General features: G+C 69.5%; 23 protein-coding genes. 16 read left to right on the top strand and 7 right to left on the bottom strand.

Annotation, left to right across the window (positions count from 1 at the left end):
- Positions 1–299 precede the first annotated feature (299 nt).
- From J8J14_RS25650 to J8J14_RS19655, 4 genes are all read left to right on the top strand, one after another.
- Positions 300–1,415 carry a tetratricopeptide repeat protein gene (locus J8J14_RS25650; RefSeq protein WP_209381257.1) on the top strand — a complete coding sequence of 372 codons (1,116 nt, stop codon included), beginning with the start codon at positions 300–302 and terminating at the stop codon, positions 1,413–1,415.
- Between the two features lie 296 nt (positions 1,416–1,711).
- On the top strand, positions 1,712–1,942 hold the full coding sequence (locus J8J14_RS19665; protein WP_209381256.1) for a hypothetical protein: 231 nt from the start codon (positions 1,712–1,714) through the stop codon (positions 1,940–1,942).
- Positions 1,943–2,028: 86 nt separating this feature from the next.
- The gene (locus J8J14_RS19660) at positions 2,029–2,472 is read left to right on the top strand and encodes a hypothetical protein (RefSeq protein ID WP_209381255.1); all 444 of its coding nucleotides are present in this window, start codon (positions 2,029–2,031) and stop codon (positions 2,470–2,472) included.
- A gap of 85 nt (positions 2,473–2,557) precedes the next feature.
- Entirely contained in the window at positions 2,558–2,926 is a 369-nt protein-coding gene (locus J8J14_RS19655) for a hypothetical protein (protein ID WP_209381254.1), read from the top strand.
- Between the two features lie 131 nt (positions 2,927–3,057).
- Here J8J14_RS19655 and J8J14_RS19650 read toward each other — a convergent pair whose 3' ends face one another.
- Both J8J14_RS19650 and J8J14_RS19645 read right to left on the bottom strand, forming a co-directional pair.
- Complete coding sequence (locus J8J14_RS19650) at positions 3,058–4,416, bottom strand: MmgE/PrpD family protein (protein WP_209381253.1); 1,359 nt, start codon at positions 4,414–4,416, stop codon at positions 3,058–3,060.
- Between the two features lie 2 nt (positions 4,417–4,418).
- Positions 4,419–5,393 (bottom strand): tripartite tricarboxylate transporter substrate-binding protein, encoded by a 975-nt coding sequence (locus tag J8J14_RS19645; RefSeq protein ID WP_209381252.1) that lies wholly within the window; start codon positions 5,391–5,393, stop codon positions 4,419–4,421.
- Positions 5,394–5,528: 135 nt separating this feature from the next.
- On the opposite strand from J8J14_RS19645, the gene J8J14_RS19640 reads away from it, so the two are divergent.
- Genes J8J14_RS19640 through J8J14_RS19630 form a run of 3 tightly spaced genes read left to right on the top strand, consistent with a single transcriptional unit; the run spans position 5,529 to position 8,097 of the window.
- The gene (locus tag J8J14_RS19640; protein ID WP_209381251.1) at positions 5,529–6,308 is read left to right on the top strand and encodes an SDR family oxidoreductase; all 780 of its coding nucleotides are present in this window, start codon (positions 5,529–5,531) and stop codon (positions 6,306–6,308) included.
- Between the two features lie 45 nt (positions 6,309–6,353).
- A complete protein-coding gene (locus J8J14_RS19635; RefSeq protein WP_209381250.1) occupies positions 6,354–7,313 on the top strand; it encodes a tripartite tricarboxylate transporter substrate binding protein in 960 nt (319 codons plus the stop codon).
- A 13-nt stretch (positions 7,314–7,326) separates the two neighbouring features.
- The gene (locus J8J14_RS19630; protein ID WP_209381249.1) at positions 7,327–8,097 is read left to right on the top strand and encodes an SDR family oxidoreductase; all 771 of its coding nucleotides are present in this window, start codon (positions 7,327–7,329) and stop codon (positions 8,095–8,097) included.
- A 10-nt stretch (positions 8,098–8,107) separates the two neighbouring features.
- Here the strand turns inward: J8J14_RS19630 and J8J14_RS19625 are convergent, their stop codons facing one another.
- Positions 8,108–8,914 (bottom strand): N-acyl homoserine lactonase family protein, encoded by an 807-nt coding sequence (locus J8J14_RS19625; RefSeq protein WP_209381248.1) that lies wholly within the window; start codon positions 8,912–8,914, stop codon positions 8,108–8,110.
- Between the two features lie 46 nt (positions 8,915–8,960).
- Between J8J14_RS19625 and J8J14_RS19620 the strand changes: the two genes are divergently transcribed.
- On the top strand, positions 8,961–9,983 hold the full coding sequence (locus J8J14_RS19620; protein ID WP_209381247.1) for a LacI family DNA-binding transcriptional regulator: 1,023 nt from the start codon (positions 8,961–8,963) through the stop codon (positions 9,981–9,983).
- A 98-nt stretch (positions 9,984–10,081) separates the two neighbouring features.
- The gene (locus J8J14_RS19615) at positions 10,082–10,978 is read left to right on the top strand and encodes an NAD(P)-dependent oxidoreductase (RefSeq protein ID WP_209381246.1); all 897 of its coding nucleotides are present in this window, start codon (positions 10,082–10,084) and stop codon (positions 10,976–10,978) included.
- Positions 10,979–11,005: 27 nt separating this feature from the next.
- On the opposite strand, the gene J8J14_RS19610 is transcribed toward J8J14_RS19615, so the two are convergent.
- Positions 11,006–11,974, bottom strand: a complete 969-nt coding sequence (locus tag J8J14_RS19610) for a Bug family tripartite tricarboxylate transporter substrate binding protein (protein WP_209381245.1) — start codon at positions 11,972–11,974, stop codon at positions 11,006–11,008.
- A 339-nt stretch (positions 11,975–12,313) separates the two neighbouring features.
- Positions 12,314–13,030 (bottom strand): GntR family transcriptional regulator, encoded by a 717-nt coding sequence (locus tag J8J14_RS19605; RefSeq protein ID WP_209381244.1) that lies wholly within the window; start codon positions 13,028–13,030, stop codon positions 12,314–12,316.
- 158 nt (positions 13,031–13,188) lie between these two features.
- Between J8J14_RS19605 and J8J14_RS19600 the strand changes: the two genes are divergently transcribed.
- The 5 genes from J8J14_RS19600 (at position 13,189) to arsJ (ending at position 17,741) form a co-directional block, all read left to right on the top strand.
- Complete coding sequence (locus J8J14_RS19600; protein ID WP_209381243.1) at positions 13,189–13,602, top strand: carboxymuconolactone decarboxylase family protein; 414 nt, start codon at positions 13,189–13,191, stop codon at positions 13,600–13,602.
- The gene (locus tag J8J14_RS19595) at positions 13,599–14,516 is read left to right on the top strand and encodes an NAD(P)-dependent oxidoreductase (RefSeq protein WP_209381242.1); all 918 of its coding nucleotides are present in this window, start codon (positions 13,599–13,601) and stop codon (positions 14,514–14,516) included. The genes J8J14_RS19600 and J8J14_RS19595 overlap by 4 nt, the downstream gene beginning before the upstream one ends.
- A 71-nt stretch (positions 14,517–14,587) precedes the next feature.
- Positions 14,588–15,442 carry a metalloregulator ArsR/SmtB family transcription factor gene (locus J8J14_RS19590; protein WP_209381241.1) on the top strand — a complete coding sequence of 285 codons (855 nt, stop codon included), beginning with the start codon at positions 14,588–14,590 and terminating at the stop codon, positions 15,440–15,442.
- Positions 15,443–15,468: 26 nt separating this feature from the next.
- A complete protein-coding gene (locus J8J14_RS19585) occupies positions 15,469–16,515 on the top strand; it encodes an ArsJ-associated glyceraldehyde-3-phosphate dehydrogenase (RefSeq protein ID WP_209381240.1) in 1,047 nt (348 codons plus the stop codon).
- Positions 16,515–17,741, top strand: coding sequence for an organoarsenical effux MFS transporter ArsJ (arsJ, locus tag J8J14_RS19580; protein ID WP_209381239.1), 1,227 nt, complete (start codon positions 16,515–16,517; stop codon positions 17,739–17,741). The genes J8J14_RS19585 and arsJ overlap by 1 nt, the downstream gene beginning before the upstream one ends.
- Positions 17,742–17,762: 21 nt before the next feature.
- Here arsJ and J8J14_RS19575 read toward each other — a convergent pair whose 3' ends face one another.
- The gene (locus tag J8J14_RS19575; RefSeq protein WP_209381238.1) at positions 17,763–19,028 is read right to left on the bottom strand and encodes a cation:proton antiporter; all 1,266 of its coding nucleotides are present in this window, start codon (positions 19,026–19,028) and stop codon (positions 17,763–17,765) included.
- Positions 19,029–19,306: 278 nt separating this feature from the next.
- On the opposite strand from J8J14_RS19575, the gene J8J14_RS19570 reads away from it, so the two are divergent.
- Together J8J14_RS19570 and J8J14_RS19565 are read left to right on the top strand one after the other, a co-directional pair.
- Positions 19,307–20,581 (top strand): CoA transferase, encoded by a 1,275-nt coding sequence (locus J8J14_RS19570; RefSeq protein ID WP_245215985.1) that lies wholly within the window; start codon positions 19,307–19,309, stop codon positions 20,579–20,581.
- 1 nt (position 20,582) lies between these two features.
- Positions 20,583–22,241 (top strand): acyl-CoA dehydrogenase family protein, encoded by a 1,659-nt coding sequence (locus J8J14_RS19565; RefSeq protein WP_209381237.1) that lies wholly within the window; start codon positions 20,583–20,585, stop codon positions 22,239–22,241.
- Positions 22,242–22,371: 130 nt separating this feature from the next.
- Here the strand turns inward: J8J14_RS19565 and J8J14_RS19560 are convergent, their stop codons facing one another.
- Entirely contained in the window at positions 22,372–22,545 is a 174-nt protein-coding gene (locus J8J14_RS19560; RefSeq protein WP_209381236.1) for a DUF1328 family protein, read from the bottom strand.
- Positions 22,546–22,828 lie beyond the last annotated feature (283 nt).

The following is a 22,828-nucleotide window of genomic DNA, read 5'->3' as shown; positions in this document are numbered from 1 at the left end:
AAGGGCCCGCCGGACGGTCAACTCGCAGCGGTGCCACTCGCAAACGTGAATATACGACGGTGTCGGAGCCCCTCACCAGACCCGTTCTGCTGGTCGCTCCAAGGAGTTGCGGATTTGCATCGGGACCGGGGAGTGAGTTGGGCTGGAAACTGGGCGCCCCGGGCCAAAGTTCCCGAAGGGCGGGAGCAGGCCTATCGTCCTCCGTCCTGTCATGCCATTCGGGCGGGCAGCGTGGGTGATGGGCGTGCCGGACGGGGAGACGGATGGAGGAACTCTACGAAGATAACGATGTCAGGGTCGTGGCCCATCGTTTCGGCTCTTCCCGCGCGGTCGTCACCTTCTCATCCCTGAACGAACATGAGCGTCCCTTCGGCAAGGATTTCCTCGACAGTCGGGAGATCACTGGCGTCTACTTCGTGGCCAAGTGGAACCATTGGTGGCAGCCTGAGGGATGCCGCTGGGGCGTGGAGGCGGCACAGCGATACCTTGCCGCCATTCGCCCCGAAACGCTCATGACCTATGGCGCGAGCATGGGCGGCTTCGGCGCGGCGCTCCATTCACGGAGCCTCATGGCCGACACGGTCCTCATGCTGGCCCCCCAGTTTACCATCGACCCGGCCAAGCCACCGAGTGAGACGCGGTGGCGCACCGAGGCCAGCCGTCTCAAGTTCCTGCACGACGATCTCGCCCCACAGGTCTCCCTGAGCGCGCGCAAGATCCTCGTCTATGACACGCTGACGCCCGACCGGGCCCATGCGGAGCTTTTCGCCCGCATCCCCGGTACCGAACTCTTCCGCACACCGGCGGCAGGGCATGCGATCGGACATTTCCTGCTCCAGGCCGGCCTGCTGCAGAATCTCGTGCTCAGGGCTCTGGACGGATCTCTGACCGGCCAGGGATATCGTGCCCTGGTGCGCGAGCGCCGGGCTCTCTCGGGCAATTACTGGCACCAACTCGGCCGGTCCGCCCACGTAAGGAGGCGCGGGTTCACGCTGGAGCTCTACCGCCGTGCCGCGGCGCTGCGGCCGAATGACGCCGTGATCCTGTTGGACTACGGCAATGCGCTGTTGCGGGAGCGTGACGCTGGGCAGGCACTGGAGGTATTCCAGCGGGCTGCGGAGCTGGCCCCGCAAAGCGCCGCACCGTATCGCGGGCTCTGCCATGCTTACCGAGCCATGGGGATGCTGGATGAGGCGGTGGGGGCCGGCGAGCAGGCCATGCGGTTGCGCCCGCAGACCACCGATCTCCAGCGAGTCCTCGTGACTGCTCTCCTGGCTGCAGGGCGGCTCGAGCGCGCCCTAGAGGTAATCACCAGGACCGTGGAACTGGAGCCGGGGCTGGCGCAGAATATCCAGCTGCGCGACCGCGTGCTGGCCAGGCTCGCGGCCGGGGAAGATGTGGCGGAGGCGCCCTGACCTGGAATGGGCAGCGGGCCTGTTCCGGGCGCGCCACATGCAGCTGCAAAGCACGCAGCGCGGACGGCAAGGGCTGCGAATTGGCTTGACTCACGACTCCGTGATGTGGCCGGCTGTGGAAGCGCCAATCGCGGTCCCCGCCGCCCGGAACTCAAGCCTTGTCCGCCATCATCATCCCATTCCCGCGTCCCGCGCCGTCTCCGGCAGGCATCAGCCAGCGGGAAAGGTCAGAAGCAGCGGCCTGGGCTGCGCGGCTCATGGCCAGCTGGGGCGGCTCGTGGCGGGCGGAAGCGCATATGAGCGAGGATGGGGAGGCGTGGCTCGGTCTCGTTACCCCATCCAGCCGCGGGGTGCGGGAGGAGGAGCTCTCCCTCGCATGGCTTGTTTCAAGGCAGCCTGACGGGCTGGTCCTGACGCGCATGCCTTCGGCGCGGCCAGCGGGAGTCTTCGCTACCATCGGCGCGGCCCTGGCGGCGGTGGAGTTCGAGGAGAAGCGGCCGCCCGGGCTGGCCTACCGGCGCTCCTGACCTCCTGCCGTCCTGTCAGCCTTTGGTTAGGGAAACGCTGTCTATCCTGACGGTGACGACGGCAGCGTCGCCATCGGGAAAGGCAGATGCAGGTCAGGTATCACGCTGACGACCGGCCCTATGTGGCCGAGTATGAGCCCGGCGACCTCGTCCGCCTGAGGATCGACGAGGCCGGCGAGAATGCGATGGGCAAGGCAGGCCATTGGGGCGCGGTGATCGCTGTGCACGGCCATCCCGCCGCGCGGCTCGACATGCAGCTGGCGGGATTTTCGGAGCGGCGGAACGCGACCCTGCAACGGCTTGTGGGCATCCCGCGCAGCATCGTCATTCCCTGCGACCGAAACGGGGCCCCGGTTCCCCTTCCACCCCGGCAAGGGCTTCGTAAGTCCCACCAGGGCGCCGAGCGGCAGCACCGGCCTGTTCAGCGCGCGGGGATGCCCGCATGGGCGGCGTCCATTGCCCTCGGCAGCGCCGCCCTGCTGCTCGCGGCGGCGGCAGCCTTGGCCGCCCGCAGTTTCGGCCTGTCCTAGTGGCGCGGGCACAGCGGCGCATCCCCCGCTCGTCACGGGCACTGCCGCCCGCTTTCGGAGGCAATGCTGGAGGCTGGAGCGGCATGTGCCAGCTTCCAGCGGAAGCTGGGCGATGCTGATCGGCTACGATCATGACGGCCGGGCCTATGTGACGCAGTACGAGGTCGGCGATCTCGTGCGGCTCCGTATGGACGAGACAGGCGACGGCGCGATGGGAAAGATCGGGGATTGGGGCGCCGTCATTGCCGTGGAGCGCGGCTTCGGCGGCCGGCTCGATCTTCAACTCGCCGGCTATTCGGAACGGCGGCATTCCGCTCTTCAGCGCCTGCTCGGCATTCCGCGCAGCATCGTCGCGCCCTGCGACCGGCACGGCGTACCGGTTCCGCTGGAGCCGCGGGCTGGCCTGCGCGAGATCGAGGCCGGCTTCAGCCGGAGGTTGCGCAAGGGCCGGTGAGCAGCGGGGCGGGAAGGGGTGTCCGGGCCCGGGTGGAGCTTGTGGGCGTTTCAACAGCCGGACCGACCACGCGATCAGGTCGCACCATGAAGAGGCGGCTTTCAGCACCGCCTGCTCGCACGGGCCTTGCGTTATCGGCCGCTGCAATCTCCCATTGAACGGAGGAGCGGACCAAGGCTTTCCGTTTGCTCCAGCGCCCAGATCCTGCCGATCCATTCCTCTGCTTGCCCCTGCAGTCCACCGAGCCCTGCATTGTCCCGGAATTTCGCTTCCAGTTCGCGATCGGTGAGGGGGCGGGCGGCGCTGCCGCGAGGGTATTCGACAAGAGCGGCGAAGGTCTGGCCAGAGGAATCGCGCAGCGTCACCCGCGCCGCGCCGCGCGGCAGGTTGGAATCAAGCCCTGCCGTCACCTTCGTCCGCAGCGCGGCGACCGCCGGGTCATTCAAGGCTGCCCCGGAGAAATCGGCGACCCCGGCCGAGCCGCGCAGCAGCGCCACCGCCGCGCTGTGATGGATGCTCACCCGGCAGTCGCGCTCGCTCCGCAAGGGGCGATCGCCGCGGTCGAGCAGCAACTGATCCCCTTCCACGAGAATGGAGGCGATGCGTGCCGGCGGTACGCGGTCGCGCAGCTCCAGGCAGGCGTCGATGACGGCGTGGAACACGATGCCCGCGGGATAGGGCTTGTAGGTGTTGCGGGCGAACTCCCAGTGGGTGCCGAGGCCGCCGATGATCCGTGACAGCTTCGGCTCATCCCCCATGGCCCTCGCCCAGCCGAGCGGACCTTCGATGGCGGCCGGGGCGGCCTCGTATCCGGCCTGGGCAAGGAGCGCGGCGAGCAGCCCGTTCCGTGCGGCATTGCCCATGCCCACGTTTTTTGCCGCGCTCGGAAGGTTTTCGACCAGCCCGGCTGACTGGCTGGCGGCGATGCCCAGCGCGTGCCAGCACTGCCCCGCATCCAGCCCCAGGAGCCGCGCACAACCTGCCGCCGCGCCAAAGACACCGGCTGTGGAGGTGATGTGCCATCCCCTGTCGTAATGCCCCGGAGAGACGGCGGCGCCGATCCGGCACTCCACCTCCGCGCCGAGGATGAAGGCGTGCAGCAGCGCCGCGCCGCCGAGGCCGTGTAGCTCGGCCAGGGCCAGCAGGGGCGGCGCGACGGGAGCGGTGGGGTGGATCACCGTTTCCAGATGCGTGTCGTCATAGTCCAGCAGGTTGGCGGCGATGGTGTTCACGAAGGAGGCGCCCATCGCGTCCAGCCTCTCCGGCCGGCCGATGACGGTGACGCGCTCGGGGCCCGAGAAGGGCGCGATCACCCGCAGGGCCGTCTCCACGGCCGGATCACGCGCAACGCCCAGCGCGCCGCCGAAGAAGTTCAGGAGCGAACGCCTGGCCTCATGGCGCAGGGCGGGCGTGATGTCCTCCCAACGGGATTCCGCGATGAAGGCCCCCAGCGCTTCCCCGGCGTAGCGGGGCACCGGCTCGCCGCTCATCCCTAAAGCGCCCGGGTGATCAGGCCGTCGCGGGCGGCCTTGGCCCAGCGCGCGTCATCCTCGCGCAGGAAGGCGGCGAGTTCGGCGGGGCCGAGGATACCGAGATCGGCGCCGATGCCGGCCAGACGTTCCCGAACGCGCGGCATGCCCATGGTCCTGGCCAGCGCGTCATGCATCCGCGCGGCGATCGGGGCGGGAAGGGCGGCGGGGCCGACCATCGCGTACCAGCCCGCGAATTCGTAGCCGGGCACCCCGGCCTCCGCCAGGGTGGGCACTTCCGGCAGCAGCGGCGTGCGCGCGGTGGTGGTGACGCCGAGCGCCCGGATGCGGCCGGCCGAGAGGTGCTGCGTGGCCGCGACCGTGCTGTTCCACCCCGTCGGCAGATGGCCGGCCACTAGGTCGTTCAGGATGGGCGCGGCGCCACGATAGGGGATTTCGACCATCTCGATCCCGGCCAGGCGGGTGAAGAGGTTGCCCGCATAGGAGATCGCAGCATCCGAGGTGCCAAAGCCGATCGTCCGCGGCGCCGCCTTGGCCGCGGCGATCAGCCCTCGAACGTCCCGGAAGGGCACGGCGTTCGAGGCGGTCAGCAGCAGCGGATAGCGTGAGAGAAGTGAGACCGGGGCGAAATCCCGCAGGGGCTGGTAGGGAAGGTTCGGCATCACATAGCTGTTCATGATGTGGCTGCCCGTATCGACCAGGAACAGGTAGCCATCCGCCTCGGCCCGCGCGGCGACCTCCGAGCCGATGGAGCCATTCGCCCCGGGCCTGTTCTCCACCAGCACGGTCTGGCCGAGCACCTGCGACAGGCCATCGGTGAGGGAGCGCGCGAAGATGTCGGTCCCGCCGCCCGCCGCATAGGGCACGATCAGGCGGACCGTCCGCTGTGGCCAGGCAGGTTGTGCCTTCAGAACACCCGGCGCGGCGAGCGCGGCTGGCAAGGCGGCGAGCAGATGGCGGCGCGGCATTCCGGTCATGGCGTTTCCTCCTCCTGGCGCCCCTGCGGCTGGACGAGCGCTTGCGGCAGCATCGTGTTATCGATATCACGATGGGACTGATCGGGGGGAAGGGTCAATGGCGTGGAGGCGCGGCAGAGACCGGTGCGGAGCGGCATGAAGGCCGGGCTACGCGGCCGCCTCGCCCTGGTGACCGGCTCCACCGGCGGGCTTGGCCTGGCTGTGGCACGCCGCCTTGCCGCCGATGGGTGCGACATCCTGCTGCACGGCCTCGCCCCGGCGGAGGAAGCCGAGGAGACGCGGACCGCGCTGGAGCGGGATTTCGGCGTGGATGTGGCCTATCACCGCGCTGATCTCGCGCAGCCCGCGCAGATCGAGGTGTTGATGGCCGAGGCGGGGCGCGTGGACATCCTGGTCAACAACGCGGCCACGCGACACTTCGCGCCGGTGGACGCCATGCCGCCGGAGCACTGGGATGCGGACCTCGCGGTGAACCTTTCCGCCGCCTTCCACACGATCCGCCTCGCGCTTCCGGCCATGCGGGCGGCCGGCTGGGGGCGGATCGTCAACATGTCCTCGATCTACGGGCTGATCGGCACGCCGGACCGCGTGGGCTATGTGGTGACGAAGACCGGGCTGATCGGCCTGACCCGGGCGGTTGCGATCGAGACGGCGCGAATGGGCATCACATGCAACGCCCTCTGCCCGGGAACCAGCCTCACTCCTGGAATAGACCAGCGCATCCAGGGCGTGATGGAAGCCGATGGGCTCGACCGGGACGGTGCGACCGCCGCCGTGCTGCGGGGCAAGCAGCCCACCGGCCGCTTCGTGGAAACCACGGCCGTTGCCGACATGGTCGCCTTCCTCTGCAGTGAATCGGGGCGCGACGTCACGGGCGCCGTGCTGCCGATGGATGGGGGATGGTCAGCAAGCTGATGTGAACGGGCGACCGGAAGACCGGCGCCGTGGGAGGAACGAGGAATGGAACGCAGGACCTTGCTCGCGGGGGCGGCCATGCTGGCCGCGCCGCGCCTGGCCCGGGCACAGGCCTGGCCAACGCGCCCGATTCGCATGATCGTCACCTGGCCCCCCGGTGGTGGGGCGGACATCCTGGCGCGGCAGATGCAGCCATCCCTCAGCGCCGCGCTCGGACAGCCCGTGGTGGTGGAGAACCGGGGCGGGGCGTCCGGTGCGATCGGCGCGGCGGAGCTGATCCGCGCGCCGAATGACGGCCACACATTCGGCCTGGTGACGAGCACCCTCGTCTCCATGGCCCTGATGCGGCGGCAATCCTACGATCCGCTGCGGGACGTCACGCCGATCATGCTGCATTCGCGCGTGGCCAATATCCTTGTCGTCCATCCCTCGCTGCCCGTGCGTTCGGTGGCGGATCTGGTCGCGCTGGCGCGGCAGCGGCCGGGCGAGCTGTCCTTCGGCTCGCCAGGGATCGGCTCCGCCGTGCATATCTCGGGCGAAATGTTCAAGCTGGCCACGGGCACGAACATGATCCACGCCCCTTATCGCGGTGGCGGACCGGCCCTGGCGGACCTCGTGGCCGGCTCCCTGCACCTGATGTTCGGGAATGCCAGCTCCACCCTGCCTTTCGTGCGGGATGGAAGCCTGCGGCCGATCGCCGTCACCTCCGCGCAGCGGGCGCGCTACCTGCCCGATCTGCCGACCATCGCGGAATCCGGGCTGCCCGGCTTCGCGATCGACGAGTGGTATGGCTGCATCGGCCCGAGGGACATGGCGCCCGCCGCCGTGGAGCGGCTGAACGCGGCCATGTCCGCTATTCTCTCGGCCCCGGCGGAACGGGCGCGGCTGCTGGAGATGGGCGCGGAGGTCGCGGTGGGCACGCCGGCCGAGTTCGGCCAGCTTATCGCGCGCGATGTGGAGGCGATCGGGCGCGTGGTGCGCGATGCGCGCATCACCCTCGAATAGGGAAGGGCAGGCGATGCAGCGCAGGCTTGAGGGCATGAGGGCATTGGTGAGCGGCGCCAGCCGGGGTATCGGCTTGGCCATCGCGCGCCGGCTGGCCGCGGATGGTGCGCGGGTGATGCTGGTGGCGCGCTCCGGCGCGGCGCTGGAGGAAGCGGTTGCGGCGTTGCCGGGCTGCGCTGCCCACCCCACCGACCTCTCCCGCCCGGAGGCCGCGGCCGAGGCGGTGGAAGCGGCCATCCGGCAGTTCGGGGGCCTGGATCTACTGGTGCACAGCGCGGGCGCCACCCAGCGTGGCGACTTCCTGGCGCTGGACGACGCGGCTTGGATGGATGGCTATGGGTTGAAGCTGTTCGGCGCGGTGCGGCTGTGCCGCGCGGCCTGGCCGCATCTGCGCGCCAGCGGCGGATCCGCCGTGCTGATCGCCGGGGTCGGCGGGCGCGTGGCAAGCGCCGATTTCACCATCGGCGGGTCCGTGAACGCCGCGCTGATGAACCTGACCAAGGCGCTGGCCGATCGTGGCGTGGCGGATGGTGTGCGCGTGAACGCCATCAATCCCGGCAGCATCCGGACCGGGAGACTGACCGGGCGGATCGAAACCCTCGCGCGGGAGCGGGGGCTGGAATCCGGGGACGCCGCCCGCGCCCTGGCGGACCAGACCGGCGTGTCTCGCTTCGGGGAGCCGGAGGAGATCGCCGGCGTCGTCTCCTTCCTGGCTGGGCCCGACGCGTCCTACATCCAGGGGGCGATCCTTGATGTGGATGGCGGTTGGGTGCGGGCCGTGTGAGGCGGCTGGATCAGCCCAGGGGCGGCGCGTCCAGCCGCACGGCGATACCTTCCAGCCCGGGACGGGAGGCGGGGTAGCGCTGCATCACCAGCGGGTCATGACCGGGAATGATGTGATCCTGCGATGTCGCGAGCCGGTGCAGCGTGTCGTACCCTTCCAGCATCTGCGCGACATCCGCGACGATGGGAAAGGGGCGGCGCTGCTGGAAGTTCGCGTAGAAATGCGAGGCATCGGATGCCAGCACGACCCAGCCGCGCCGGGTGCGCACCCGCACCACCTGCAGGCCGAGCGAATGCCCGCCGACATGATGGACGCTGATGCCGGGCGCCACTTCAGAGCTGCCATCATGGAAGCGTGCCCGTCCCTCGAAGATCCGGTGGACCATGGCGGTGACATCCTCCGCCTCGAAGGGCTGGCGCAGCACGCCGTGGCACATGCAGCGGCCGGTGCAATAGGCCATCTCCCGGTCCTGGATGTGGTATCGGGCGGACGGGAACATGGAATGGTTGCCGGCATGGTCGTAATGCATGTGGGAGAGGATGACGTCCGGCACCGCCGCCACGTCCAGGCCGAGCGCGGCCAGGCCCTCGGCCGGGCTGCGGATCATCTCGCGCCCGCGCTTGCGGGCCATGGCGGCATCGAAGCCCGTGTCCAGCACGAAGTGCCGGTTCCGCCCAATGATCGCCCACACGAAGTAGTCCAGCGGCATGGGGGCGTTGTCATGCGGGTCGCCGCCGATGAAATTCTCATGGGCGGGCCGGTCATGGCGTGCGTAGCGCACCGCGTGGATCTCGTAGATGTCGTCGTCCTGGCTCATGGATCGATGCGTCCTTCCGTTTCCTGCCCTGTTCCTGGGGCCAGCCATGCCGGATGATGCGGGCGGCCGTGCCTCCACCAGCCGGATGCGCGACGTGGCGCAGCGGGCCGGTGTTTCGCCGATGACCGTTTCCCGCGCGCTGCGCGACCCCTCCAAGGTGTCCGAGGCGGTACGGCGGCGGGTGGAGGAGGCCGTGCGGGCGGTGGGCTACGTGCCCAACCGGCTGGCCGGCAATCTGTCCTCCATGCGGTCGAATGTGGTGGGGCTGGTCGTGCCTGGCCTCGACAACTCGCTCTATGCGCCCACCATCCAGGGCGTCTCCGCCGTGCTGCGCGCCAGCGGCTTCCAGCTGATGATCGGCGAGTGCGGCTACAGCCAGGAAGGGGAGGAGGCGCTGATCACCGCCTTCCTGGCGCAGCGCGTGGCGGGGCTGATGCTGCACGACACGCGCCATACCGCCCTGGCCTGCGAGATGATCCGCCGCGCGGGCGTGCCGGTGGTGGAGACGGGGACGATCATCCCCGATCCCCTGGACATGGTGGTGAGCTATTCCAACCACGATGCCGCCCGCGCCATGGTGCTGCACCTCCACCGGCTCGGATACCGCCGGGTCGCCTTCGTCAGCCTGCCCGCGGCGAACAATGATCGCAGTCGGGACCGGCAGCGCGGATATCGCGCCGCGCTGGCCGAGCTGCGCCTGGAAGCGGAGCCCCGGCTGATGCTGGAGATGCCCCCGGGCCTTGCTGCCGGCGCCGAGGCGGTGGTGCGGCTGGTGCAGGGCGATGCACCGCCGGATGCGATCTTCTTCGCGGGGGATGTGCTGGCAGCGGGCGCACTGTTCGAATGCCAGCGGCGAGGCTGGCCGGTACCCGGAAAGGTGGCGCTCGCCGCCTTCGACGATATCGACATGCTCCGGCACGTGGTGCCGCCGATCACCACGCTCCGTCTGCCGCGCACCGGGATTGGCCGGCGGGGCGCCGAGGTGCTGCTCGACCGGATCGAAGGCCGTTCGAGGGAGCGTGTGGTCGTGGACCTGGGTTTCGAGATCATCCAGCGCGACAGCACCTGAAGAGCTTTCTGTTATCGGTACCATGATTCCGCTTGTGCCACGAGCCCCCGCTGCATAGACCCGGCGCAAGGGCCGGCATGGCCGAGGGGAGGGACGCGATGGCGGATGATGTGCTCGGCTTCGTCGGGCTGGGGCAGATGGGGAGTCGCATGGCGGCGCGCCTGCTCGATGCCGGGCATGCGCTGGTAGTCTTCGACCCGGTGGAGGCGGCCGTGGCGCCGCTGGTGGCGCGCGGTGCCCGGCGCGCGGCGAGCGCCGCGGAGGTGGCGGATCTTTCCGATACAGTCCTCGCCAGCCTCCCTACGCCGGAGGTGGTGCGCATGGTCGGGCTCGGGCCGGACGGCGTGCTGTCCGGGCAGCGCGCGCGGCGCTTCGTCGATTTCTCCACCACCGGGCCGCGCGTGGCGCAGCAGGTCGCGGCAGCCTTCCTCGCGCAGGGCCGGACATCGATCGATGCACCGGTCAGCGGCGGCATAACGGGGGCCGAGAAGGGATCGCTCGCGATCATGGTGTCTGGCCCGCGCGAGGAATTCGAACGCCTGGAGCCCGTGCTGCGTGTGATGGGGAAGCCCTTCTTCTGCGGCGAGAAGCCGGGGCAGGCGCAGGTGCTGAAGCTGTGCAACAACCTCCTCGCCGCAGCCGCCCTGGCTATCTCCTCCGAGGCGATCGTGATGGGCGTGAAGGCAGGGCTCGACCCGAGCCTGATGTGCGAGGTGATCAACAGCAGCAGCGGCCGGAACAGCGCCACGCAGGACAAGTTCCCCCGTGCCATCATCCCCCGCAGCTTCGATTTCGGCTTCACCACGGCCCTGTCGCACAAGGATGTGCGGCTCTGCGTGGAGGAGGCCGAGGCAATGGGCATACCGATGGTGGTGGGCAGCGCCGTGCGCCAGATGCTGGCCGTCACCAGCGCCTCGTTCGGGCCGGAGAGCGACTTCACCTCCATCGTGAAAGTGGTGGAGCAATGGGCGGGTGTGGAGGTGGGCGGCGCCTGAGGCACCGCCCGCCCCCGGGACCCTGTCCTATTCCAGCTGGATGTTGAGGTCCCGCAGCACGCTCTCCCAGTTCGCGCGGTCCTCGGCGATGAAGGAGCGCATCTCCTCGGGCCTGGTCGCGACGGGGAGGGCGGCCTGGGCGCGGTAGAGGTTCTGCACCGCCGGGGCCTTCAACGCCTCGGCAGCGACGGCCGCGATTCGCTCGGCGATCGCGGCGGGCATCCGTGCCGGGCCGAGCAGGCCGAACCAGTTCTCGGCGTTCACCGGCATGCCCAGCTCGGCCATCGTGGGCGTCTCCGGCAGGAGCGGGATGCGCTGCGCGGCTCCCACGCCGAGGATCTTCACCTTGCCGTCGCGCGCGATGGCCTCGGCCGGGCCGGCATTGAGGAACATCGCGTCCACCTGCCCCGAGACGATGGCCGTGCTGGCCGGCGCCGCCCCGGTGAAGGGAACATGCAGCATCTGGAGCTGCGCCTTCTTGATGAGCGATTCCATCGCGAGGTGGGAGGTGCTGCCGATGCCCCAGGAGGCGAAGGTGACCTTGCCCGGCGCCGCGCGCACCTTGGCGAGGAAAGCGTCGAGATTGTCAGCGCCGAAGCCCGGACGGGTCAGCAGAACGAAGGGACCGCGCGCGAAAAGCGTGACGGGCGTGAAATCCGTCACCGGGTTGTAGGCCAGCCGCGGATAGATCAGCGGATTGATCGCGTGGGTTTCTGCATTGGCGAGGATCAGGGTGTAGCCATCGGGGGCGGAACGCGCGACGGCCTGGGTGCCCACCGCGCCATTTGCCCCTGGACGGTTCTCGATCACCACGGGCTGGCCGAGGGGCCCGGACATGGCGGGCGCGATCCCGCGGATGACGATGTCGGCAAGGCCCCCCGCGTTCCAGGGCACGACGACGCGAATGGGTTGCTCCGGATAGGCGGCGAGCGCCGGCCTGGCCAGGGGAAGCGTGGCACCGGCGCCGAGCAGGGCGCGCCTCGTGAACTGCACCATGGGTCTTCCTTTCCGTCGTTTCCTCTGCCCGGCCCGCACGGAACCGTCCGGCGCGGGCCAAGCCATTCCTTGCAAGGGACCTCCCGCGCGGCTGCGAGCCCCGGGCGGGCAGGGCCCGCGCCGGGAGTGGCGGATCACCGTCGAACGGTCCTCTTCGAGGGGAGGGACGCCGCGCCGCTGCGCCTGGGCCGCCGGAGCCGCGCCTCTCCCTGGCCCTGGTTACGAGCCTCGCGGGAGGGTTTCGCGGCCATCACGCCCTGTCAACGATTTTCAGATTGTCGGACAAAGATTCCAGAAACGCGCCCGGCATGGTGCTCTGCCGGCGCCGGGCGGCGGCGCCTATTCGGCCGCGCTGGCCCGGGCGCGGCTGGCCTCCGCCTGCTCCCGCGCCTGCTGGTTGAGGATCCTGAGCGCAACGCGGGCCGCCTGCATCACATGGTCCCGACAGGCTTCCCAGGTGCCCTCATGGTCCCGCCGCTCGATCGCCTCCACGATGCGCCGCATCTCGGCGATGGTGTGCGGGAGCCGCTCCGGATCCGAGAGTGTCGTCGCGCGAAGCTGCGAGTTCCGGTTCAACACCTGGTCCAGCATCCGCGCCACATAGGCATTCCGGCAGCCTCGCAGCAGCACCTCGTAGAAGCGCCGCTTGAGCCCGAGCAAGGCGACGCGGTCCGCCGCCGGTCCCGCGGCGGCAAGCTCCTCGAACACGCCGCGCAGTTCCGATATCTCCGCGTCCGAGGCGCGCTCGGCGAAGCCTCTGCCAGCCAGCGCCTCCAGCACGGCCCGGACCTCGTAGATCTGGGTCGCCTCGGCGGGGGACAGGAAGGAGACGAAGGGGCCGCGGTTGGGCACCACATCCACCAGCCCTTCCGCCTCCAGCAGGCGCACGGCCTCGCGGATCACGCTCCGGCTTACCCCGAAAAGATCGCACAGCATGCGGTCCGAAAGATGGTCGCCGGGCATGAACCGCCCGCTGACGATCGCCTCCCGCAGGCGGTCCTCGACCTGCCGCCGCACGGGCCGGGGCGTGATGCGCAAGGATCCGTCGTTCGGCATCGGTCTCCCTGTCCTCGGCCTGGCGGGCGCCTGGGCCGCACTTCAATGTGGCCGCCGGCCTGAGTTCAGTCCAGGCGGCAGGCCTGCATGCCCGGGCCGGTAAGATTGACAGACAATTGGGCAGGGGCATAGCCTCGCCGCAACAGGGAGGTCCGAGCATGTCCGATGACACTTGGTTCGACAAAGGGCTGGAAGTCCGGCGCGCGGTGCTGGGCACCGAATATGTCGATGGCAGCATCGCCCGGGCCGACGACTTCATGATGGCGTTCCAGCGGATCACCACGGAGTGGTGCTGGGGCTATGCCTGGACGCGGGAGGGGCTGGACCGGCGCACCCGCAGCCTCCTGAACCTCGCCATGCTGACGGCGCTGGGAAAGACGCCCGAGATCAAGCTGCATGTGAAGGGCGCCCTGAACAACGGCGTGACGGTGGAGGAGATCAAGGAAGTCCTCCTGCACGCCACCGTCTATTGCGGCATTCCCGCCGGGCTCGACGCCTTCAAGGCGGCGCATGAGGTGCTGGTGAAGGAAGGCGCACTGAGCGGCGAGCCGGCGAGGCCCGCGGCGGAATGAGCGGCGGATCCCTGCGACGGATCGCCTTCATCGGCATCGGCAACATGGGCTGGCCGATGGCCGCCCGGTTGGTGCAGGCCGGCTTCGATGTCGTTTCCTTCGATGCTGCGCCGGAGCGCGCGGGCCGCTTTGCCCAGGAGGTGGGCGGCGAGGCGGCCGATGATGCCGCCTCCGCCGTGCGGGGCGCCGATGCGGTGATCACCATCCTGCCGACCTCGAAGCATGTGGCCCAGGCGCTCGAGGCCATGGGGGATGCCCTGGCCGAGGGCATGCTGGTGATCGAGATGACCTCCGGCGTGCCGACGGCGACGCGCGGCTTCTCCGAAATGCTGGCTGCCCGCGGCGTGGCAATGATCGACGCGCCCGTCTCCGGCGGGGTGCAGCGTGCCCGCAGCGGCGAGTTGGCGATCATGCTGGGCGGCGAGGCCGCCGCCGTGCAACGGGCCGATGCCGTGCTGCGTGCCATGGGCACCACCCTGACCCATGTCGGCGGCATCGGCGCCGGCCAGGCCATGAAGGCGCTGAACAACCTGATGAGCGCCGCAGGCTTTCTAATCGGGTCCGAGGCATTGCTAATCGGCCAGCGCTTCGGCCTCGATCCTGCGGTGATGGTGGATGTGCTGAACGCCTCCACGGGCATGAACAACAGCACGCAGAAGAAGTTCAAGCAGTTCGTGCTCTCGCGGCGCTTCGATGCCGGCTTCGGGCTGGACCTGATGGTGAAGGACGTCTCCGTCGCGCTGGAGGTCGGGAGGGACACGGGAACGCCCACGCCTTTTGCGGCCCTTTGCCGGGAAATGTGGGCCAGCGCGCAGGTGCTGCTGGGCCCCGGCCAGGATCACACCGCCATGGCGCAGTTTTCCGAGCGGCTTGTGGGCGAGGCCTTGGGGGGCGGCAACCGTACCGAGGGCTGAGCGGAGGCCGTCGGGCAGCCTGTCACCAAAGCTTCACGTGACTGGCTGCATCGTTCGATAAAACTGGAACTATGGAATCGAACGATGCCGCCGCTTGCTTCGCTGCGCTGGGCCAGCCCACACGCCTCGGCATCCTGCGCCATCTGCTCGCCGCGGGGCCAAGCGGGCGGCAGGCCGGCGAACTCGCCGAAACACTGGGCGTGCCGCAATCGACCCTGTCGTTCCATATCCGCAGCCTGGAAGCCGCGGAACTCGTCCAGGTAACGCGGCAGGGCCGCTTCATGATCTGCGCGGCGCGGATCGATCGGGTGCGGCGCATCGTCACCTTCCTTCTGGAGGTGTGCTGCGACGGCGATCCGGCCCGCTGCGGCGATTTCGCGCGGCTGTTGGATACCACCGCGGGGCAGGGTGCCGCGCCCGGACCATTCCATGTCCTTTTCCTCTGCACGAGGAACTCGGCGCGCTCGATCATGGCCGAAGCCATCCTGAACGGGCTCGGCGATGGCCGCTTCCGGGCCTTCTCGGCGGGATCGCATCCATCGGCCGAGGGACCGATGCCGGAGGTTCTCGCCCAGCTGAAGGCCCTGGGCCATGACGTGTCCGGCCTGCGCAGCAAGTGCTGGGACGCCTTCGCCGGGCCCAATGGAACCCGCATCGACTTCGTCATTGCCCTTTGCGACACGCTGCAAGGCCAGGCCTGCCCCGATTTCGGCAAAACGGTCATCACGGCGGCATGGCCGCTACCGGATCCCGCCAAGTTCACCGGCTCCGCCGCCGAGCGGGCGACGCTGCTGAACGAGCTGGCCGCCGCGCTGCATCGTCGCCTCTCGCTTATGGTCGCGTTGCCGGTTCGATCGCTGGACCGCATGGCCCTCAAGGCCAGGCTGGATGAGCTGGCGGATCCCCATGCGCTGACGCGGGCCTGATGGGCGGAATTCGGGAAAGACCACGGATGAGGGTTGGAATCAGCGGCATGGGCCGCATCGGGCGGCTTGCACTCCGCGCGGCGCTCGGCGGCGCCGAGCGGGCGGAGGACGACCCGCGGCGGGACAACCGCCTGGATGTGGTGCATCTGAACGAGATCAAAGGCGGCGCCACCGCCTGCGCGCATCTGCTTGAGTTCGACAGCGTCCAGGGCCGCTGGCGCGGGCCGCGGATCGAGACGGAGGGCGAGGCGGCGATACGCATCGGCGAGCGCCGGCTGTCCTTCTCTGCCCATGCCGAGCCGGGCGCCATTCCCTGGGGCGAGCTGGGCGTGGAGGTGGTGCTGGAATGCACCGGCAAGTTCCTGACGCCCGATGTCCTCCGTAGGCATCTGGACCAAGGCGCGAGGCGGGTGATCGTCGCCGCACCGGTCAAGGACCCTTCGGTGCTCAACGTCGTCGTCGGCGTGAACCACGACCTTTATGACCCGGCGGCCCATCCGATCCTCACCGCCGCTTCCTGCACGACAAACTGCCTCGCCCCTGTCGTGAAGGTGGTGCATGAGGCCATCGGCATCCGCCACGGCCAGATCACCACGATCCACAATCCCACGAATACCAATCTGGTGGTGGACGCGCCGCACAGGGACCTTCGCCGCGCCCGGAGCGCAATGCTCTCCCTTCAGCCCACCACCACCGGCAGCGCGACCGCTATCGCCCTCATCTACCCGGAGCTCAAGGGCAAGCTGAACGGCCATGCGGTGCGCGCCCCGGTGCTGAATGCCTCCCTCACGGACTGCGTCTTCGAAATGGCGCGGGAGACCTCGGCCGAGGAGGTGAGCCGGCTCTTCGCCGCGGCGGCCGCTGGCCCGCTCGCTGGCATCCTGGGCTTCGAGCCGCGCCCGCTCGTCTCCGCCGACTACGCGCGGGACACCCGCAGCAGCATCGTGGACGGCCAGAGCACCCTGGTGACGGACGGCACGATGCTGAAGGTCTATGCCTGGTACGACAACGAGATGGGCTATGCCTGCCGCATGGTGGACCTCGCCTGCCATCTGGCGGAGAGGGGAGTCTGATGCCCGCCCTTGGCAACTACCTGATCGTGACGGGCGCCTATTGGGGCTTCACGCTCACGGATGGCGCGTTGCGGATGCTGGTGCTGCTGCACTTCCACCGGCTCGGCTACACCCCCTTCACGCTCGCCTTCCTCTTTCTTCTCTATGAGGCGGCAGGGATCTTTGCGAATCTCGGTGGTGGCTGGCTCGCCGGGCGCTTCGGGATCCAGCGGATGCTGGCGGTGGGGCTGGCGCTCCAGATCGGCGGCCTCCTCATGCTCTCGGCGCTCGATCCTGGTTGGGGCGCTACCTGGTCTGTCGTCTGGGTGGTGGCCGCCCAGGGCGTCGCGGGTGTCGCAAAGGACCTGACCAAGACCGCATCCAAGTCGGCCATCAAGGCATCATCCGGGCAGGGGGCGGGCCAGCTCTTCCGCTGGGTGGCCTGGTTCACCGGATCGAAGAACGCGATGAAGGGCTTCGGCTTTTTCCTCGGCGGCTTCCTGCTGCAGGTGGCGGGGTTCGGGCCGGCGCTCTGGGCGCTCGCGGCGCTCCTGGCTCCTGTCCTTGCTGGGGTGGTGCTGGGCCTACCCCGGGAACTTGGAAAGGCGAAGGCCTCGAAGAGCTTCAGGGAGCTCTTTGCCAAGACGCGCGGCATCAACCTTCTCGCGGCGGCGAGGGTCTTCATGTTCGGGTCGCGGGACGTGTGGTTCGTCGTGGGCCTGCCCGTCTTCCTCTATGGCCAGGGCTGGCACTTCATTGCTGTCTCCAGCTTCCTGGCGGCCTGGACCATTGGCTATGGCGGCGTGCAGGCCGTCGCCCCCTCTCTCATCCGCCGCAGCCCAGACGGGCTCTCGCGCGAGGTGCCCGAGGCGCGGCTCTGGGCGGGTGCTTTGGCCGCGATCCCGGTTGCCCTCGGCATCCTCCTCGCGGTGCCGGGGATCGGGCGCCCGGATCTCCTCGTCGTCGCGGGGCTGGCCGTCTTCGGCTTCGCCTTCGCGGTGAACGCCTCGCTGCATTCCTACCTGATCCTCGCCTATGCAGGTTCGGAAAAGGCTGCCGAGGATGTGGGCTTCTACTATGCGGCCAATGCCGCGGGGCGCCTGCTCGGCATCCTTCTCTCGGGGCTGCTGGCGCAGAGGGGTGGGCTGGAGGCGTGCCTCTGGGGGGCGGCGGCCATGCTGCTGGCCTGCATGTTCCTCACGGTCCTCCTGCCGCAGGACGCGAAGGCACGCCGCGCGAATGCCTGAGAGCCTGGGCCGCCACTCTTGTCATGCCGCGGGGGCGGCCCGGCCGGCGCTGCGCTCGACGACCCGCCGCAGGGTGAGCCCCTGGACGATGATGGTGAAGACGACGACCACATAGGTCGCGGCCAGGATCACCGATTTCTCCGGCGTCTCGGGGATCGACAGGGCGAGGGCGATCGAGATCCCGCCCCGCAGCCCGCCCCAGGTGAGGACGGGGATGGTGCCAGGGACGAAGTGCTTCCAGCGCCCGAGCAACCAGACCGGCAAGGCGACGGAGACGAGGCGCGCGAGCAGGACAAGGATGATGGCGGCCAGGGGCAGCCAGTTCAGCAGGGAATCCGGCCTCAGGACCAGAACCTCCAGCCCGATCAGAAGGAAGAGGATGGCGTTCAGGATCTCGTCAGCCAAAGTCCAGAAGCCGAACAGGTAGCGCTGGGTGAGGTCGCTCAGGGCATCGCGCGGGCCGCGGTTTCCGATCAGCAGGCCGGCCGTCACCATCGCGATCGGGCCGCTCGTGCCGAGCCGGGCGGCGAGGGAATAGGTGCCTGCCACCAGGGCAAGGGAGATCAGGACCTCGACCGCGTAGTTGTCGATCTGCTTCATGGCCCGGTAGGCGAGATAGCCGGAAACCAGCCCGAGCAGCGCGCCGCCCACCGCCTCGACGCCGAACAGCTCCGCCACCTCGCCGAAGCCGGTGGCGCCATGGCCGGCGCCGGCCGCGACCGCGAGGACGATGGTGAAGACCACCACCCCCACGCCATCGTTGAAGAGCGACTCGCCTGTCATGTCGAGCTGGAGGGAAGGCGGGACCTTCACGGCCTTGAGGGTGCTCAGGACGGCAACCGGGTCCGTGGGGCTGATCAGGGCACCGAAGACGAAGGCCCAGGCCAGCGGAAGCTCCGTCCCGAGCAGGGCGGCGACATACCAGAAGGACAGCCCGATGATGGCGGTGGAAAGCAGGACACCGGCCGTAGCCATGGTTCCCACCGCCCAGGCCCGTTCGCGCAGGACCGAGAGGTCCACATGAAGCGCGCCGGCGAAGAGAAGGAATGCCAGCATGCCTTCGAGCACGGTTCGCTGGAAATCCACCTGCCGGAGCAGGGTCCCCACCTGCTCATAGAGCTGGATCGCGGGGAAGATCCGCTCGACCAGAAGAAGGACGAAGGAGGCGATGAGGCCCATGACCAGTAGCCCCACCGTGTCCGGAAGGCCGATGAAGCGATGGTTGATCCAGGCGAAGGCGGCCGTCAGCACCAGGAGGAGCGAGATGAGTTCGAAAGGAGAGAACATTCGGGCCTCCCGGAGGCGGTGCATGGCTGCCGGTGCAGCTCGGATGCAAGGCGCGCGGGGCGGCGGGGTTTCTGCCGCTGGCGCATTGAAGGGCCGGGGCGGGGCATCCGGCGTCCGCGCGCTCGCAGCTTCGGGGCGCGTGATGTAGGGAGGAAGGCAGGGCCCGGGCCCGCTTCGCGTCCCCCGCTTGACCGTTCCCATCCCCTACCCGAGGAGGATGGGGCGGCGCCGCGGGCCATGCGCGGCCAGGGCGCAGGAGGAAGCGGAAGAATGCGATCTTGGAACCGGACCGACCAGGGGCTGGACCGCGCCACCACCCGCACGACGAGGGCGGCGTGATGGGGCCGCTCTCCGGGCTACGCGTCGTCGAGGTCTCCGCCTTCATCGCTGCCCCGATCGGGGGCATGACGCTGGCCCAGCTTGGGGCCGATGTGATCCGCATCGATCCGATCGGCGGGAATATCGACTATCGCCGCTGGCCTCTCTCACCCGGGGGAACGAGCCTTTACTGGACCGGGCTGAACAAGGCGAAGCGCTCCGTCGCGCTCGCCCTCAACAAGCCCGAGGGGCAGGAGATCGCGCGCGCCCTGATCTGCGGACCGGGGGAGGAGGCGGGCATCCTCCTCACCAACCTGCCGGCCAGCGGCTGGATGGGCCATGAGGCGCTCGCGGCTCACCGGCCCGACCTGATCTCGCTCCGCCTGATCGGCAATCCGGATGGCAGCGGCGCCGTGGACTACACGGTGAACTCCGCGAGCGGCTTCCCCATGGCCACGGGCGCGGGCGAGGGACCGGTGAACCATGTCCTGCCGGCCTGGGACATCGCGGCGGGCCTCTACCTTGCCACCGGCCTCCTCTCGGCGGAGCGCGTGCGGCGGCGGGAGGGCAGGGGGCAGGAGGTGGTCCTCTCCCTGGCTGATGTCGCCTTCGCCTCGGTCGCCAATCTCGGTTATGTTGCCGATGTCCAGGTGAACGGGGCGGTGCGGCCCCCCATGGGCAACGAGCTCTACGGCGCCTTCGGCCGGGACTTCGCCACGAAGGACGGGCGGCGCGTGATGGTCGTCGCTATCTCCAACCGCCAGTGGCGCGCAATCGGCAAGGTGACCGGGCTGGCCGGCAAGCTGGCGATGATCGGCCCCATGCTGGACGTGGACCTGGATGAGGAAGGCGGGCGGTTCGAGGCGCGCCATGCCATCGCCGCCGTGCTCGCCCCCTGGTTCGCCCGCCACAGCCTGGCCGAGATCGCCCGGACCTTCGAGGGCAGCGGCATCCTGTGGGGGCCTTACCAGGATTTCGGCCAGCTGGTTCGGGAGGATGCACGGGTTTCCACCGCGAACCCGATGTTCCGCGAGATCGACCAGCCCGGCGTAGGCCGCGTGCTGGCGCCGGCCGTGCCGCTGTCCTTCTCCGGCACGCCCCGCCCCGAGCCGCGCCCGGCCCCGCGCCTGGGCGAGCACAGCGATGCCGTGCTGGCCGAGGTGCTGGGCCTTTCGGCGGCGGCTATCGGCAAGCTGCACGATGCCGGCGTGGTCGCCGGCCCGGAGGAACGCTGAGATGAACGCCGTGACCGACAACCTCACCCTGGCCGACCACGCCGCCGCGCTCGCCGCCGCCGAACGCCTTTTCGAGGAGGGACGGCGGGCGGTGGCCGCCACTGTCGCGCCCACCGGCAGGCCCGATGCGGCGCTGATGGACCGGCACCAGTTCCCGCTGCACGGCCTGGCCTGGCAGGCCGCCTATGTCGAGGCGCTGCGCCAGACCCTGCGCTGGGCCGGACAGCTCTCCGCCGATGGCCGGCTCGGCACCACCGAGGCGGCAATACTGCGCCTGGGCTTCGCGGAATACGCCAGCCAGCTGGCAGGCGGCATCCCGATGAGCCAGACCGAGATGGTGCGGCCTGCCGATCTCGGCGTGCCGCCCGAGGCGGTGGCGCGGTTCCTGGCCGAGCCCGCCCTGGCCCGGCTGGCCGCACCGGCCGGGCTGGAGGCGGCGCGCCTGACTCTCGCCGATGCCGTCGCCGCCGGGGATTACGGCGCGATCGGCCTGGAGGACGAGGCGCTGGAGGCGACGCGGAACGAGTTCCTGCGCTTCACCGCGGCCGAGGTGACGCCGCATGCGCAGGAGTGGCACCAGAAGGACGAGCTGATCCCGCTTGAGCTGATCGGAAAGCTGTCCGAGATGGGGGTCTTCGGCCTGACCGTGCCGGAGGAGTTCGGGGGGCTCGGCCTCGGCAAGGTGGCCATGTGCCTTGTCTCGGAGGCGCTGAGCGGCGGCTATATCGGCGTCGGCTCCCTCGGCACGCGCTCGGAGATCGCGGCCGAGCTGATCCGGCTTGGCGGCACGGAGGATCAGCGCCGGCACTGGCTGCCCCGCCTGGCCTCCGGCGAGGTCCTGCCCACGGCTGTCTTCACCGAGCCGAACACGGGTTCCGATCTCGGCAATCTCCGCACCCGCGCGGTGCGGGAAGGGGATGTGTACAGGATCTATGGTGCGAAGACCTGGATCACACATGGCTCGCGCTCAGACCTCATGACGCTGCTCGTGCGCACCGGCCCCGCCGATTCAGGCTACAAGGGCCTGTCCATGCTGCTGGCCGAGAAGCCGCGCGGCACGGAGGCTGACCCCTTCCCCGCGCCGGGCATGAGCGGGGCCGAGATCCCCGTGCTCGGCTACCGCGGCATGAAGGAATACGAGATCGGCTTCGACGGCTTCGAGGTGCCCGTCTCCGCCCTGCTGGGCGGCGTGGAGGGCCAGGGCTTCAAGCAGCTGATGGAGACCTTCGAGAGCGCGCGCATCCAGACCGCGGCGCGGGCGCTCGGGGTCGCGCAGAACGCGATGGAGCTGGGCGTGTCCTATGCCACCACGCGCGAGCAGTTCGGCCGGGCGATCCTGCATTTCCCACGCGTGCATGCGAAGCTGGCATGGATGGCGGCCGAGACGATGATGGCGCGCCAGCTCTCCTATTTCGCGGCCCGCACCAAGGATTCCGGCCAGCGCTGCGACATAGAGGCAGGGATGGCCAAGCTGCTTGCCGCGCGCGTGGCCTGGTCCAATGCCGACAGCGCCCTGCAGATCCACGGCGGCAATGGATACGCGATTGAATACCCGATCAGCCGCGTGCTCTGCGACGCCCGCATCCTCTCCATCTTTGAGGGAGCCGCCGAGATCCAGGCGCAAGTCATCGCACGCGGCCTGCTGGGCCGCGTGAACTGAAGCGGGGCGGGCAGCGCCGCGCCCGCCCCCTCATAAGGCCGGTTGGCGGAGGTTCCTGCGAGGAATCCGCCTTCCCGGCTGCCATCCCCGGCGCGGCTGGACGGACCGGGGAGCCTCCGCTCGCGCGCCGTCAGGTGACCTTGCGGTACACCGTGAGGCCGAGCACGAGGAGTGCCACGGCGATGATCACGGCGAGCCAGAACAGGATCTTCGCGATCCCCATCGCGGCCCCGGCCAGGCCGCCGAAGCCGAGCGCACCCAGCACCAGCGCGATGACGGCGAAAATGATCGCCCATTTCAGCATGGTGGTTCTCCTTTCCCGAGACTCCGATATTGCAACGGCCATCCCCGGCACAGGTTCCAGCCCTCAGCGGCGGGGAGGGCGGGCGTGGCGATCGGCATCGCGTGCCCGCGCGTGGCGCGGCCCCTGAAAAGGGCACCGGGAAACCGGATCAATCCGGTACGGCGGATGGAACCATATCCGGTCCCAGCGGTTTGGTGCACGCAGCGGGCCCGGGTCGGGCCGCGCCCGGAGGACCTGCCATGAGTGACAGACCGGGAGCCTTGCCTCCCATCAACCAGCCTCC

It is taken from the genome of Pararoseomonas baculiformis, from assembly GCF_017813395.1.
Lineage (GTDB): Bacteria > Pseudomonadota > Alphaproteobacteria > Acetobacterales > Acetobacteraceae > Roseomonas > Roseomonas baculiformis.
This window is presented reverse-complemented; position numbering and strand designations above follow the sequence as displayed.